Origin of the sequence: Aliidongia dinghuensis, assembly GCF_014643535.1 — a bacterium.
GTDB classification, from domain to species: Bacteria; Pseudomonadota; Alphaproteobacteria; order ATCC43930; family CGMCC-115725; genus Aliidongia; species Aliidongia dinghuensis.
On record NZ_BMJQ01000004.1, the window covers coordinates 431257 to 446455 of the forward strand.

At 66.9% G+C, this 15199-nt stretch carries 12 protein-coding genes; all 12 read right to left on the reverse strand.

The genetic code is table 11. The features are described from left to right. Positions 1–3: 3 nt before the first annotated feature. Positions 4–2304, reverse strand: a complete 2301-nt coding sequence (locus IEY58_RS10305) for a TonB-dependent receptor (protein ID WP_189045241.1) — start codon at positions 2302–2304, stop codon at positions 4–6. 87 nt (positions 2305–2391) lie between these two features. Continuing rightward, positions 2392–3258: an NAD(P)-dependent oxidoreductase gene (locus IEY58_RS10310; protein WP_189045243.1), complete on the reverse strand. Its 867-nt coding sequence runs from the start codon at positions 3256–3258 to the stop codon at positions 2392–2394. A 27-nt stretch (positions 3259–3285) separates the two neighbouring features. Beyond that, on the reverse strand, positions 3286–4092 hold the full coding sequence (locus IEY58_RS10315; RefSeq protein ID WP_189045245.1) for an inositol monophosphatase family protein: 807 nt from the start codon (positions 4090–4092) through the stop codon (positions 3286–3288). A gap of 37 nt (positions 4093–4129) precedes the next feature. Beyond that, positions 4130–5440 (reverse strand): GTPase HflX, encoded by a 1311-nt coding sequence (hflX, locus tag IEY58_RS10320; protein WP_189045247.1) that lies wholly within the window; start codon positions 5438–5440, stop codon positions 4130–4132. A 14-nt stretch (positions 5441–5454) separates the two neighbouring features. Continuing rightward, the gene (hfq, locus tag IEY58_RS10325; RefSeq protein ID WP_189045249.1) at positions 5455–5700 is read right to left on the reverse strand and encodes an RNA chaperone Hfq; all 246 of its coding nucleotides are present in this window, start codon (positions 5698–5700) and stop codon (positions 5455–5457) included. A gap of 193 nt (positions 5701–5893) precedes the next feature. Further along, positions 5894–6565, reverse strand: a complete 672-nt coding sequence (locus tag IEY58_RS10330; protein ID WP_229743630.1) for an HAD family hydrolase — start codon at positions 6563–6565, stop codon at positions 5894–5896. A 14-nt stretch (positions 6566–6579) separates the two neighbouring features. Continuing rightward, positions 6580–7464 carry a D-amino-acid transaminase gene (dat, locus tag IEY58_RS10335; RefSeq protein ID WP_189045251.1) on the reverse strand — a complete coding sequence of 295 codons (885 nt, stop codon included), beginning with the start codon at positions 7462–7464 and terminating at the stop codon, positions 6580–6582. Between the two features lie 152 nt (positions 7465–7616). After that, positions 7617–9023 (reverse strand): nitrogen assimilation response regulator NtrX, encoded by a 1407-nt coding sequence (gene ntrX, locus IEY58_RS10340; RefSeq protein ID WP_189045253.1) that lies wholly within the window; start codon positions 9021–9023, stop codon positions 7617–7619. Beyond that, complete coding sequence (locus IEY58_RS10345; protein WP_189045255.1) at positions 9013–11307, reverse strand: sensor histidine kinase NtrY-like; 2295 nt, start codon at positions 11305–11307, stop codon at positions 9013–9015. The genes ntrX and IEY58_RS10345 overlap by 11 nt, the downstream gene beginning before the upstream one ends. A gap of 116 nt (positions 11308–11423) precedes the next feature. Then, positions 11424–12869, reverse strand: a complete 1446-nt coding sequence (gene ntrC, locus IEY58_RS10350) for a nitrogen regulation protein NR(I) (RefSeq protein ID WP_189045257.1) — start codon at positions 12867–12869, stop codon at positions 11424–11426. Then, positions 12866–13996, reverse strand: a complete 1131-nt coding sequence (locus IEY58_RS10355) for a two-component system sensor histidine kinase NtrB (protein ID WP_189045406.1) — start codon at positions 13994–13996, stop codon at positions 12866–12868. Before IEY58_RS10355 ends, ntrC begins: the two co-directional genes overlap by 4 nt. Before the next feature lie 8 nt (positions 13997–14004). Then, entirely contained in the window at positions 14005–14991 is a 987-nt protein-coding gene (gene dusB / locus IEY58_RS10360) for a tRNA dihydrouridine synthase DusB (protein WP_189045259.1), read from the reverse strand. Positions 14992–15199: the final 208 nt, after the last annotated feature.

Below are 15199 nucleotides of genomic sequence, written 5' to 3' on the forward strand. Positions count from 1 at the left end.
CCGTCAGAAGTCCTTCGACACCGACAAGCCGACCGTCAGTGGCCGGACTGTGTAGCCCTCGTTGACCGAGAGCAGCGACGGCCGCTGGATCGTCTTGTTCTGGTCGAGCAGGTTCTTCACGAACAGCGAGACGACCAGGCTGCCGAAATCGGCACCGACGCTCGCGTTCAGTACGTTGTAGACCGGCCGGCCATAGTCCGGGTCGGTGTTCTGGAACGCACCGTGGCTCGGGCCCGTCCATTCCCAATCGGCACGGACGAAGCCGTCGACGCCGTTGGCGACTTCGGTCGTGTAGTCGGCGCCGAACGCAGCGGTCCAATCGGGCGTGCCCAGCAGCTTGTCGCCGACCGCGGCGCCCAGGCCCGGATCGGCTTGGGTCAGGGTCGAGTGCGTGTAGTCGGCGGACGCGGTCAGCGTCAGGGCCGGCGTCACGCGCGCGCGGATCGAGAGTTCCGTGCCGTAGCTCTCGGCATTGCCGGCGTTCGTCGTGTAGTCGAAGCCGCAGATCGGCAGATAGATGTGCTGCTGCACGTTCTTCCAGGTGATGTAGTAGACCGCGGCGTCGACCGAGACGCGATTGCCCCAGAAGCGCGCCTTGTCGCCAAGCTCGTAGCTCCAGAGCGAGTCGGCGTTGTATTTCTCCGGCGCGCCCTTGACGCCGAGGTTCTGGAAGTCGGCCGAGCATTCGAACTGCGGGATCGGCTGATTGGGCGCGCCGAGCCGGAACCCCTTGCTGGCATTGGCATAGAGCGTCTGGGCCTCGGTCACGTCCCAGGTCGCCGCGAACTTCGGCGTCGCGGCATAGCTGCGCTCGTTGAAGCCGAACTGGGGCGCCGCGTCGGCGTTGTAATAGCCGCCGCCGGTGCCGCCGAGCGATTCGCGGGCGAAGTTATAGCGGAGGCCCGCTGTCAGGTGCACGGTCTCCCACGGGATATAGGTGAACTCGCCGAATACGGCGTATTGCCGCTCGTCGTAGCGGTCCGTGTTCGAATAGACGAGATCGCCCGTGAGCGGGTTGGAGATGACCGGGATATTGTCCGGCGTCGTGCCGTAGAGCTGCTGCAGCGCCGCACCGACGCCGGTGATGTATTCCTGGTCCGACAGATGGACGTGCTGGTCCGAGAAATAGAGCCCGCCGATCCAGGTATAGGGCCGGCCGGTGTCGGCGCTCGATTTCGAGGCGAGCCGCAGCTCCTCCGAATATTGCCGCGTGGTCGGGTAGATATAGGCGGGCGACGGCAGGCCGCCGATCGACGCCGGGTTGACGTTCGGGAAGGCGGCGACCGTCGCTGGGTCGGATGCCAGCGTGTTGGCGAGCAGCACGCTGTTGTAATAGGTGCCGTCCTGCACGCGATTGAACTGGCGCCAGAAATAGCTTGAGACCGAGGTGAGGTCGGCCCAGTGCAGGTCGTAGTCGGCAGTGATGCTGGGCACGAACAGCGTGTCGCGACCGCGCTCGGCGACCAGCTTCGCGGTCGAGAGCGACGGCAGGCTCAGGTCATAGACCGAGGTGTCGTCGACCCTGAGCCGCTGGAAGAACACGGCGGGCGTGATCGTGAGGTCGTCGCCGATGCGCGCCTTCAGGGTCGCGCGCACCACGCCGGTCTTCTCGTCGTTGATGTCGTGGTCGAGCAGCTGGCCCGTGGTCGACAGCTGGTCGATGTAGCCGCTGTTGTCGAGGAAATCGACGCCCAGGCGCAGCGCGGCCATGCCCTTGACGATCGGCACGTTCAAGACACCGCTTTCCTCGTAGTTGAGGCCGCCGTGCTTGGTGCTGGACAGCTCGGAATAGACGCTGCCGCCGAAATCGTCGAGGTCCGGCTGTTTGCTGATGAAGCGGATCGTGCCGCCCATGGAGCTCGAGCCGTAGAGCGTGCCCTGTGGGCCGCGCAGTACCTCGATCCGGTCGAGGTCGAAGAATTGCGGCTCGGTTGCCCCGGTATTGAGCAGGTTGCGCATCGTGATCGGCACTTCGTCCAGATAGATGCCGACCGTGGGCGAGCCTGCGTCCGAGCTGATGCCCCTGAGCTCGATCTTGCTGAGCCCCGTGCCGCCCTCGTTCGAGAAGGACAGTCCCGGCACCTCACGGGAGAGATCCGTGATGTCGTTGATGTGCTGTTCCTGGAGCTGCGTGCCGCTCAGAACCGAGATATTGAGCGGGACTTCCTTGACGTCTTCCGCGCGCTTCTGCGCCGTGACCGTGATGACTTCGGTGCTGGACGCCCCGTCGGCGAGCGCTGCCAGCGGCGCCAGCAGAAGCGCGCCGCAACCGGCGCCGCACAAGAACCCGGCTCGCTGCCCCATTCATCCCCCCGTCCGATGAACAACCCCTTGTCACGCAAGTGCAATCTTCGTTCCACTTGCGTGACTGGGATGGACGGGGAGTTCTCGTCAGGGTCGGGCGAGCAGGTCGATCAGGCTGGAGGTATCCCAGCGGTTGCCGCCGCGGGCTTGGACGCGGCCGTAGAACTGGTCGACGAGTGCCGTGACCGGGAGCGCCGCCTTGTTGCGCTTGGCCTCTTCGAGGCAGATCGCCAGATCCTTGCGCATCCAGTCGACGGCAAAGCCGAAGTCGAACTTGCCTTCGGCCATGGTCGCGGCGCGGTTCTCCATCTGCCAGGACTGTGCTGCCCCCTTGGAGATGACCTCGACGACCTTGTTCGGGTCGAGCCCAGCGCATTGCGCGAAATTGATGCCCTCGGACAGCGCCTGGACCAGGCCGGCGATGCAGATCTGGTTGACCATCTTGGTCAACTGGCCGGCACCGACCGGCCCCATCAGCGTCACGGCGCGGCCGTAGTGGACCATGACCGGCTCGGCCTTGGCGAAGGCCGCGGCGTCGCCGCCGACCATGATGGTGAGCTTGCCGTTGACGGCGCCGGCCTGGCCGCCCGAAACCGGGGCGTCGAGGAAGGCGATCCCCTTCTCGGCGGCGAGCGCCGCCAACTCGCGCGCGACGTCGGCCGACGCGGTAGTGTGGTCGGCGAGAATGGCACCCGGCGCCATGCCGGAGAAAGCACCGCCGGGCCCGGCCACGACCTCGCGCAGGTCATGGTCGTTGCCGACGCAGACGAAGACGATCTCGGCACCCTTGGCAGCCGCGGCCGGCGTCTCGCCCGAGGCCCCGCCGTACTCGGCGACCCAGGCCGCGGCCTTGGCGGCGGTGCGGTTATAGACGGTCACTGCATGGCCGGCGCGCTGCAGGTGGCCCGCCATCGGATAGCCCATGACGCCCAGGCCCAGGAATGCAAGCTTCATCGTCCCCTCCTCCCCGTTTGGTCGAAACTATTCCTCGCCGCCGATCAGCACTTCGTGCAAGGCATTCCAGCTGGCCTCGTCCGGCGTCAAGAGCAGGCCGCCGTCGTGGGTGCGCGGCGTATAGGCCGAGCGGTCGAGCCGGCGCGAATAACCGCCCGCCTCGCGGTGCAGCAGCCAGCCGGCGGCATGGTCCCACGGCAGAAGCCGATGATAGAGCGCGAAATGGACGCGGCCGCTCGCAAGCGCCAGATATTCCTGACCGGCGCAACGGAAGCTGAACACGGAGCCCACCAGGTTCGACCGGCCGGCGATCTTGCGCACGAGCTGGCGATTGCCGAAGCGCAGCGTCAGCGAGCCGCTCATATGGTCCGGCGTCGCCGGCGCCGCCACATGCAGGCGCTGGCCGTCGAGCCAGGCCCCCTCGCCGCGCCCGGCAACCGCCATATGATCCTTGACCGGATCGAGGATCCAGGATTGTACCACCTCGCCGCTGCGGATGAGCGAGACCATGACCGCGAACAGCGGGATGCCGGCCGCGAAATTGGCCGTGCCGTCGACCGGATCGATGACCCAGACGGGCGTGTCGCCCGACAGCCGCTCGAGCACGGTCGGGTCTTTGGACGCCGCCTCTTCGCCGACGACGATCGAGCCCGGCAGCAGGTCGCAGAGCTGCGGCGTGAGGCGATGCTCCGTCTCCAGATCCGCGATCGTCACCAGGTCGCCCGGCGCCTTCGCCTGGATGTCGCCCGTCTCCAGGCGCTGGAAGCGGGGCAGGATCAGATCGGCCGCGGCCTCGCGCAGCAGGGTCGAGACCTTGGTCGTGTCGGGCAGCATGCGTCCGAACCTTTCGGCGACGGGTGGCGGAGGGAGATCAGCGTTCGCGGGCGGCGAAACGGTCGAGATCGGCCTGGTTTATGTTGACGACGAGATGGGCGACATGATCGTCGTCATGCCGTTCCAGCACCTCGCCATGGCGATAAAGCCAGGCGATGCCGGCGCCGTCCATCAGGTCGACGTCGAGCGGGACTGGTCGTACACCGTCGATGAGGCGCGTGTCGAGCAGGTGCCGCAACGCGTCGCACCCCTCGCCCGTCGCGGCTGAGAGTGCCACCGCGTCATGATTGCGCCCGGCCCGGTTGACGATCGCCTGGCGCGTCTCGCCGTCCAGCAGGTCGATCTTGTTGAGCGCCTCGACCAGACCGCGCTCGACCGCCTCGCCGAGGCCCAGGTCCTTGAGCACTCCATGGACGTCTTCGCGCTGCGCCTCGGTATCGGGATGCGCCACGTCGCGCACATGGACGACAACGTCCGCCTCCTGCACCTCTTCGAGCGTCGCGCGGAAGGCCGCGACCAGATGGGTCGGCAACTCGGAGATGAAACCGACGGTATCCGACAGGATCGCCTTGCGGCCCGACGGCAGCTTCAAGGTCCGGAGCGTCGGGTCGAGCGTCGCGAACAGCAGGTCCTTGGCGAAGACCTCGGACTGGGTCAACCGGTTGAAGAGCGTCGATTTGCCGGCGTTGGTGTAGCCGACCAGCGCCACGATCGGATAGGGCACCCGACGCCGCGCCTGGCGGTGCAGCGAACGGGTGCGCTTCACGTCTTCGAGCTCGCGCTTCAGCTTGGTGATGCGCTCGCCGATCAGGCGCCGGTCGATCTCGAGCTGGCTTTCGCCGGGGCCGCCGAGGAAGCCGAAGCCGCCGCGCTGCCGTTCGAGGTGGGTCCAGGACCGGACCAGGCGCGAGCGCTGATAGGTCAAGGCCGCGAGCTCGACCTGCAGCCGGCCCTCATGGGTGCGGGCGCGGGCGCCGAAGATCTCCAGGATCAGGCCGGTCCGGTCGATGACCTTGCATTTCCAGGCCTGTTCCAGGTTGCGCTGCTGGACCGGGCTCACCGCCGCATCGACGATGACGATGCCGATCTCGAGCTCCTCGACGAGCTCGGCCAGCTTTTCGACGCTGCCCTTGCCGATGAGCGTCGCCGGGCGCGGCTGGTTGAGCTTCACCACCTCGGCGTGGACCACGTCGAGCTGGATCGCCTCGGCGAGCCCAACCGCCTCGGCGAGCCGCCCTTCGGGCGCCCGCACGGCGCCGGCGCTTTCCGACGGTGCTAGCTTCAGATGTGGATATACAACGAGTGCGCGGCCGGTGGAGGATCCGCCGGCCTCGGTTTCATGCCCCATAGAACTCATGCCGCTCAGGCGTCGCCTTCCTTGTCGCCGTCGAACAGCTGCACCGGTGCCGCCGGCATGACGGTCGAGATCGCATGCTTGTAGACGAGCTGCGAATGGGCGTCACGGCGCAGCAGGACGCAGAAATTGTCGAACCAGGTGATGATGCCCTGGAGCTTGACGCCGTTGACGAGGAAGACGGTCACCGGCGTCTTGTTCTTCCGGACGAAGTTGAGGAACACGTCCTGCACATTCTGCGACTTTTCCGACATGGGGAAATTCCCTTCTTACGAGTTGTTGGAGCTCCAGAGAGGAGCTCGGGCCTTCCGGTTCCCGACAATGGGGCCCGACAAAAAAAGTTCCTGCACGTTCCGCGCCGATGGCATCTGGGCCGATGGCACCTCGGACGGGCAGACTTCGTCTTGGGACAGGATTTGTACACGCGTCCCGCCCGTTGCAAGTTCGCTACTGCGAAATCTCGCGCGCAAGGGCCATGCAATCTCTGAAGTGACGGGCCGGCTTCAAATGGGCGAACTCGTCTTCTGCGGCGAGGCCACCCTCCGGCCCATGCACCAGAATCGGCACGCAGCCGGCATTATGGGCACAGGCGATGTCGATTCCCGTATCGCCCACGAACCAGACCGTGGGCCCGGCCGCAATGCCGCTGCCGTCGAGCGCCAGGTCGATCGGCGCCCGGTCGGGCTTGTCGCGCGCCGCATCGCCGGCACCCACGGTCTTGCTGAAATAGCGTTCCCAGCCGAGCGCCGCGACCTCGCGCCGCAGCAAGCGCCCGGTCTTGTTCGACGCGATCGCCACGTAGTAGCCCTCCGCCGCCATCGCGTCGATCAGCAGCTTGGCGCCGGGCAAGGGGGTGAGACGCTCGATATGCAGCGCCTCGAACGCGTCGAGATAGAGCTTCTGTGCATGCTGCCAGCGGTCGCCGAACATCGCGGGAAACGCGTCGCGCAAGGATTTGCGGACCTTGAGGCGCGTCTCCTCCAGCGTCCAGGGATCGTGGCCCATCTGGACGAACATGGTGTTGAGCGCCGCGTGGATCGTGCCCCAGCTGTCGACCAGCGTGTTGTCCCAGTCGAAGACCAGCGCGGACGGGCGTCCGACGCCCATGCTCCTGCCCATTTCGGGACCTCCGCTCACGCCCACTTCCACGTCCCGGCCGCCGCTCCGGCGATTTCCGCCATGTGCGCCATGTATTTCTCGCGCAGCTCGCGCGTGAACGAGCCCGGCTTGCCGTTGCCGATCGGCGTCTCGTCGATCTGGGTGATCGGCATGACGAAGGAGGTCGTGCTGGTGACGAAGGCCTCGCGCGCGGCATGGGCCTCCTTGATCGAGAACGGGCGTTCGACGAAGCGCAGGCCGGCCGCCTTGGCAAGCTCGATCACCACCAGGCGGGTGATGCCGTTCAGGATGGCGTTCGTTGCGGGCCGGGTGACGAGGTCGCCGTCGGGCGTCACGATCCAGGCGTTGCTCGACGTGCCCTCGGTGATGAAGCCGTCGCGATCATACTGCCAGGCCTCGTAGGCGCCGGCCTCGCGTGCCGCCTGCTTGCCGAGCGCCGCCGGCAGCAGCGCCACCGACTTGATGTCGCAGCGCGCCCAGCGGATGTCGGGAATGGTGATGGCTTTGACGCCGTCCTCGATGGCGGTCTGCGCTATCGGCTTCGCCCGCCGGGCGACGGCGACGACCTGGGGCACCGCGTCCCGTGGAAAGACGAAGTCGCGCGGTGCCACGCCGCGGGTGATCTGCAGATAGACGCTGCCGTTGCGGATGCCATTTCGCTTGGCAAGATTGTCCAGCACGAAGGTGAGCGCCCGGTCGCTCATCGGCCGCTCGATGCGCAGCTCCGAGAGCGACCGGTCGAGACGCTGCAAGTGCAAGTCGAGGTCGACGAACTTGCCGCCGGCGAGCGCGATCACCTCATAGACACCGTCAGCGAACTGATAGCCGCGGTCCTCGATATGCACGGTCGCGCTGCCATAACGAACGAAGCGACCGTTGACATAGGCGAAGCGCGACATGGGGGTCCTCGGCGGATTGGTGGCGACGAGGCACCAGTATGCGGGGCAGGCCCGCTGTCGTGAAGCGCACCCTTTGCAACCGCAATCTTCTGAAACGCCGACCCCATTCTCGGATCGGCCCCCGTCAGTCTGCGGCCGTCAGTCTGCAGCCGTCAGGGTGCGACCTTGAGCCCGCGGTCGCCGTTGAGGACGCCCAGCGACTTGAGCTTGCGGTGCAGCGCTGAACGCTCCATGCCGATGAAGGCGGCCGTGCGCGAGATGTTGCCGCCGAAGCGCGTGACCTGGGCCAGGAGATATTCGCGCTCGAACACCTCGCGCGCATCGCGGAGCGGCAGGCTCATGATCTCGCCGCCCTTCTCCCATTTCAGCACGGTCGGCACGATCGAGCCGATCTCGGCGGGCAGCATGTCGGCCCGGATCGGGTCCTTCGGCTCGCCGGGCGCCATGATCAGCAGCCAGTCGACCACGTTCTTCAGCTGGCGCACGTTGCCGGGCCACTCATAGGCCTGAAGCGCCGCCATCGCGTCCTCGCCGAGCTCGCGCGCACTGACGCCGGCGCTCTGGGCCGAGCGGGCCATGAAATAGCGGGTCAGCTGCGGGATGTCGTCGCGCCGCTCGCGCAGCGGCGGTACTTTGATCGGCACGACCGACAGGCGATAGAACAGATCCTCGCGGAAGCGGCCGGCGAGGATCTCCGCCGGCAGGTCGCGGTTGGACGAGGCGACGACGCGGACGTCGACCTCGACCCGGTTGTTGCCGCCGACCCGCTCGAACACCTGGTCCTGCAGGACGCGAACGATCTTGCCCTGGGTCTCGAGCGGCATGTCGGCGACCTCGTCGAGCACGAGCGTGCCGCCGTGCGCCTGCTCGAAGGTGCCGATCTTGCGCGGGCTGTCCGGGCCTTCGGCGCCCGGCTCGGTGCCGAACAGCTCGATCTCGAGCCGTTCCGGCCGCATGGTCGCGCAATTCAGCACGACGAACGGCCCCTTGCTGCGGCGCGAGCGCGCGTGGAGCAGCCGGGCCGCAACCTCCTTGCCCGAGCCGGCCGGACCGCTGATCAGCACGCGGCTGCCGGTCGGCGCCACCTTGTCGATCGCCTGGCGCAGATGGTTCATGACGCTCGAGCCGCCGACCAGTTCGACGTCGGCGCCGGACCTGAGCTTAAGCTCCTCGTAGTCGCGCTTGAGCCGGGCGGCCTCGATCGCACGCTCGACCAGCAGCAGCAGGCGGTCCGACTTGAACGGCTTCTCGATGAAGTCATAGGCGCCGATCTTGATGGCGGCGACGGCGGTCTCGATCGTGCCGTGACCCGAGATCATCAGCACCGGCAGCTGCGGCGCCTCGCGCCGGATGATCTTCAGGATCTCGATGCCGTCGAGCTCGCTGCCCTGCAGCCAGATGTCGAGGATGACCAGGCTCGGCTGCCGGGCCCGGATGCGCGCCAGCGCTTCCTTCGAATCGGCCGCCTCGCGCGTCTGATAGCCCTCGTCCTCGAGGATGCCGGAGAGCAGCATCCGGATGTCGGCTTCATCGTCGACGATCAGGATGTCATGCGCCATGGACCACTTCCGTCTGTTTCATCACGCCTGACACGCTGTCGGGGCGATGGGCCGCTTGATCCGCGCCGCCGGGGAAGGCCAGGCTGACCCCCGCACCGCCGATCGAGCCATCGTCTAGTATCAATTCGCCCGCGTGGTCTTCCATGATCTTCTTCACAATGGCAAGCCCCAGACCGGTGCCTTTGGCCCGAGTCGTGACGTAGGGCTCCGTCAAATTCTCCCGGCCCTCTTTCGGCAGGCCCTTGCCGTTGTCCTCGACCGACAGGATGGTCCTGCTGCTTTCGACCAGCAAGCGCACGCGGATGCGCCCCGGCTGGCCCGTATTGCCGGCCGCCGTCTCGGCGACCTGGCGGGCCTGGATCGAGTCGATGGCGTTCTGCAGCAGATTGGTCAGCGCCTGGCTGATCTGGCGCGAGTCGCAGCTGACCTCGACCGGCGCTTGCGGCAGATCGACCGTGAAGTCGATCTCGGGATGCGCGGTGCGCTGAAGGAAGACGCCCTGGCGGGTAAGCTCCAGCAGGTTCTCCCGCCGCATGAGCGGCGCCGGCATGCGCGCGAAGGACGAGAATTCGTCGACCATGCGGCCGATGTCGCCGACTTGGCGGATGATCGTGTCGGTGCAGAGCGTGAAAGTATCCGGGTCGCTCTTGATCTCGCCCAGGTATTTGCGCTTCAGGCGCTCGGCCGACAGCTGGATCGGCGTCAGCGGGTTCTTCATCTCGTGCGCGATGCGGCGCGCGACATCGGCCCAGGCGGCCTTGCGCTGGGCTGACAAGAGTTCGGTGATGTCGTCGAACGTCACGACATAGCCGGGCGTCGCTCCCGGCCCCTGCTCGCTCGCGATCCGGACCAGGAGCACCATGGCGCGCGCGCCGACCAGGAGCCGGATCTGCCCTTCGACCAGCCGGTCGGGCCGGTCCATCGCGGCAGCGATGAGCGGTGCCATCTCCGGCACGATCTCGGCGAGCGGCAGGCCCTGCAGCGCGTCGAGGTCCCGATCGAGCAGGAGCGAGGCCGACTTGTTCGGCAGATTGACGAGGCCGCGCTCGTCGAGGCCGATCACGCCGGCCGACACGCCGGAGAGCACCGTCTCGGTAAAGCGCCGGCGCAGGTCGAGCTGCAGGTTCGCCTCGACCAGGTCGGTCTGCTGCGTCTCGAGCCGCTGGGTCATGAGGTTGAAGGCGCGGCTCAGGCTGCCGAACTCGTCGTTCTCGTCGAGCTCCGCCGTGCGGGCCGAGAGATCGCCGCTGCCGACCTTCTGGGCCGCGACCACGAGGCCGCTGATGCGGCGCGAGATCTGGCTCGCGAAATTGACGCCGAACCAGACGGCGGCCAAGAGCAGCAGCAAGGCCGCGGCACCGAAGATCAGGATGAATTTGATCTGATAGCCCGAGCGCTCGCCTTCGAGCCGTTCGTACTGGGTCACCGCCGCGTTGGTCGCGATCAGGTGATTGAGCACGCGCGTGTCGACCGGACGGCCGACATACAGCATCGCGTTCGGGATCGCCTCGACCGCGACCAGCGCGCGCACGCGGTCCTCGGCCTCGCTGTTCAGGATCGCGACCTCGCCGGTGAGCGCCTTGGCGAAAGCCCAGGACGGCGGCTTTTCGAGCGAGAGCGCCGCGCTGAATGCCGACTGGCCGAGGATGGCGCCGGTCTGGGCGTTGTAGACGAGCCCCTCAGTCAGGCCGCGCAGCCGGACCTCGTCGTCGATGAACGCGCTCAACGCCTTGGGATTGCGCGCGAAGCTGAAGGCGTTGCGGTTGATGTCGGCCGCGACCTCGAGCGCGTCGGCGCGGATGTTCTGCTGATGCTCCTCGAGATAGGCCTGTGCCACCGCGCGTGATTCCTCGATCGCGGTCCTCACCTTGTCGCTGAACCAGGACTCCATGCCGAAGCTCAGGAACAGGTACGAGAAGATCGCGACGATGATGGTGGGCGTGACCGCGACCGCGCTGAACAGGACGACGAGGCGGATGTGCAGGCGCGAGCCTGCCTGGCCGCGCCGCCGCTGCGTCCAGATCTCGACCAGTCGCTTCGCGACGATCGCGCCGAACACCAGCAGCAGCACGAGGTTGAGGGTGAGCAACAGCAGCAGCAGGCTGCCGTGGTCGGACCCGAAGGGCGGCGCGCCGGTGAAGGTGACGTAGGTCGCCAGCACCGAGCCGATTGCGACCACCGCCAGGATCAAGGCGGCGATGCGGCCCAGTCCGGGACGGCCTGTTGCCCAGGCGGCAAAGCGATGGCGAAAGGAAGGCCTTATTGTCGGGTGTTCCGTGCTCATCTCGTGACCCAGTGGTGCCTCACCGCGCCGCACCACCGTCAAGCGATCGCATGTTCATGGGGACGAGACATCGACCGTTTCCGCGAGCCGGCCCGCCCCTGCTCGCGGTGCGTCGGTCATTTTAGGCCGCGGACCACCTGGATGTCCAACTCCCGGATCTTCTTGCGCAGGGTGTTGCGGTTGAGACCCAAGAGCTGCGCCGCCTTGATCTGATTACCGCGGGTGGCGCCCAGCGTCAGCAGGATGAGCGGCCGCTCGACCTCGCGCAGCACCCGGTCATAGAGCCCGCCGGCCGGCAGCGCGTCCTTATGGGCCGCGAAATAGTCCCGGAGATGCCGTTCGACCGCCTGCCCCATGCCCTCGTTCGCCGGGATCTCGCTGGTCGCGGCCGCCGGTGTCGCCTCGGCCAGCTCCTGCTCGATGACGCTGAGATCGATGACTTCCTGGGCATAGAGTGCTGCGATGCGGCGCACCAGGTTCTCGAGCTCGCGGATATTGCCGGGCCAGCGATATTCCTTGAGCCGCTCCATCGCGTCGTTGGTCAGGCTCTTCAAGGGCAGGCCCTCGCTGGATGCGAGGCCGAAGAAATGCCGGGTCAGCGCCGGGATGTCCTCGCTCCGCTCTCGGAGCGGCGGCAGGCGGATCGGCACGACGTTCAAGCGATAGAACAGGTCCTCGCGGAACAGGCCCTGGCGGATCAGCTGCTTCAGGTCGCGATGGGTGGCCGCGATGATGCGGACATTGGTGCGGACGGCGGTGCGGCCGCCGACGGCGGTATATTCACCCTCCTGCAGCACGCGGAGCAGCCGGGTCTGGGCCTCGATCGGCATGTCGCCGATCTCGTCCAGGAACAAGGTCCCGCCCTGGGCCTGCTCGAAACGGCCCTGGCTGCGTGCGACGGCGCCGGTGAAGGCTCCCTTCTCGTGACCGAACAGCTCCGACTCGATGAGCTCGCGCGGAATCGCCGCCATGTTGACCGCGACGAAATTGCCGTTCCGGCGCTTGCCGTAGTCGTGCAGCGCGCGGGCGACCAGCTCCTTGCCAGTGCCGCTCTCGCCGTTGATCATGACAGTGAGATCGGTGCCCATCAGGCGCGCCAGCACCCGATAGATCTCCTGCATCGCCTGGGAGCGGCCAATGAGCGGCAGCTGCTCGTCGGCCTCATGGCCCTCGCCCAGCGTCGGCAACAGCGTGGTCGGCGCCGACAGCGCCCGTTCGACCACGTTCACGAGCTCGCGCAGGTCGAACGGCTTCGGCAGATATTCGAAGGCGCCCCGCTCCGTCGCCTTGACCGCGGTCATGAGCGTGTTCTGTGCGCTCATGACGATGACGCGCAGGTCCGGCCGCATCTTCTTGATACGCGGCAGGAGGTCGAGGCCGTTTTCGTCGGGCATCACCACGTCGGTGATGACCAGGTCGCCCTCGCCGTCGGCGACCCAGCGCCACAGCTGCGCGGCATTCCCCGTCGTCCGGACGTCGTGCCCGAGGCGCCCCAGTGCCTGGTTCAGCACCGTGCGGATCGCACGGTCGTCATCGGCGACGAGGATGGTTGAACTGGTCATTCAGCGGCTCCGTCCCTTGTGACCATCGGCAACAGCGCGCGGAACACCGTCCGGCGCGGCTGGCTGTCGAACTCGATCACCCCGCCATGGTCGCCGATAATCTTGGCGACCAAAGCAAGGCCCAGCCCCGTGCCGTTGCGCTTGGTGGTCACGAACGGATCAAACAGATGCGCCTGTAGATCCTCGGGGATGCCGGCGCCATTGTCCTGGACCGACACCACCAGGGGCAGATGCACGCGGCTGTCGCTGCCGGGCACCGCAAGCCTGATGCCATGTTGGTAAGCGGTGGTGAGTGTGATCTCTCCGCCCTCCTCCGGCACCGCTTCTGCCGCATTCTTAATCAGATTGAGGAAGACCTGCACGAGACGGTCGCGATTCCCGCGCACCGGCGGCAGCGACGGGTCGTATTCCTCGATGAAGCGAACATGCTTGCCGAACCCGGCCTGGGCGACCTTGCGCGCCCGCTCCAGCACCTCGTGGATGTTGACCGCGTCCTGTTCGAACGGGTGCGGGTCGGAGAACACGTCCATCCGCTCGACCAGCGCCACGATCCGGTCGGTCTCGTCGCAGATGAGGCGGGTCAGCTCCTGGTCGGCCGGGCCGACCGTCTGCTCCAGCAGCTGTGCGGCACCGCGGATGCCCGACAGCGGGTTCTTCACCTCATGCGCCAGGATCGCCGCCATGCCGGTGACCGAGCGCGCCGCATGGCGATGGGTCAGCTGCCGGTCGATCTTCTGCGCGAGTGACAGCTCGTGGAACGACAGCACGACATGACCCGGCCGCTCGACGACGGGGGCCACCGAGATCGAGACCAGACGCTGGCCCAGCCGCGGCGTCTCGAGGTGCATGCCGAATTCCGAGACGGTGCCGTCCGAGAGGCGCGCCTGTTCCACGAGTGCCATGATCGGGCTGTCCCGCGGCACGAGCTCGGCCAGCGACAGGCCGGCGAGGACCGAGGCGCCGGCATCGAAGAACTGCTCCGCCGAGGGATTGACCATCCGGATCCGGTCATGGTCGTCGACGACGACGACCGGCGTCGCGAGCGCCGCCAGCACCGCGTCGGCGTCGGCCGCGCCCGCATCAGCCACAAGGGGCTGCGCACCGATTGGCCGGGTGACGCCGGTCATGAGGGCCGTCATGCGGCCTGGCGCTCGAGCAGCGGATCGTAGAAGCGTCGGATCTGCTCGCGCACCTTGTCGGCGTCATCCATCTGGTTGAGGCCCGCGCGGAACTCGGCCGAGGCCGGCAACCCCTTGGAATACCAGGCGACATGCTTGCGGGCCATGCGGACACCGGTCTCGCGGCCGTAATGCACGAGCATGTCGTCGAAATGGCTGAGCAGTGCCGCCAGCTGATCGGCCAGCACCGGGTCGCCGACACGGCGCCCCGATTTCAGGAACTCCGACACCTGGGCGATGAACCAGGGCCGGCCATAGCAGCCGCGGCCGATCATGACGCCGTCGGCACCGGACTGATCGAGCGCGGTGCGCGCGTCATCAAGCGTCACGATATCGCCGTTGGCGACGACCGGGATCCTGACCGCTTCCTTGACGGTGCGGATGAAGGCCCAGTCCGCGGTGCCGGTGTAGAACTGCTGCCGGGTGCGCCCGTGCACGGTCACCATCCTGATGCCGCAGTCCTCGGCGATCTTGGCGAGCCGGGGCGCGTTGAGGTTGGCATGGTCCCAGCCCATGCGCATCTTGAGCGTGACCGGCAGGTCGACCGCCTTGACCGTCGCCTCAAGGATCTTCGCGGCGCCGACCTCATCGCGCATCAGCGACGAGCCGGCGTGGCCGTTCACGACTTTCTTCACCGGGCAGCCGAAATTGATATCGATGATCTGGGCGCCCAGGTCGGCATTGAGGCGCGCCGCCTCGGCCATGACCTCGGGCTCGCAGCCCGCGATCTGCACCGACATCGGAAATTCCTCCGGCGACTTCTCGACCATCTTCATGGTCTGCCGCGTCTGCCGGATCATTGCCTGGCTCGCGATCATCTCCGACACGACCAGCCCCGCGCCGTGGCGCTTCACCAGGCGACGGAACGGCATGTCGGTCACCCCGGACATCGGAGCGAGGATTACCGGGTCCTTGAGCGTAACCGGGCCGATAGTAATGCTCATTTGCTGCGCACGCCGATCGATTTGCCTAAAGCCTGGGCAGCTTACCGGCATTTTCTCGCAACTGCAACATTGCAGGTCCGAGATGTCGAGAGACGGGCGATGCTGACCGGGCGGGAAGCGGCAAAATAATGCGTTTGCAAACAAATAAAAAGCGCCGGCTTGGCATGGGAGCCGAGCGGGCGCGTTTCCCGCGGGGCGCTGCAGCACC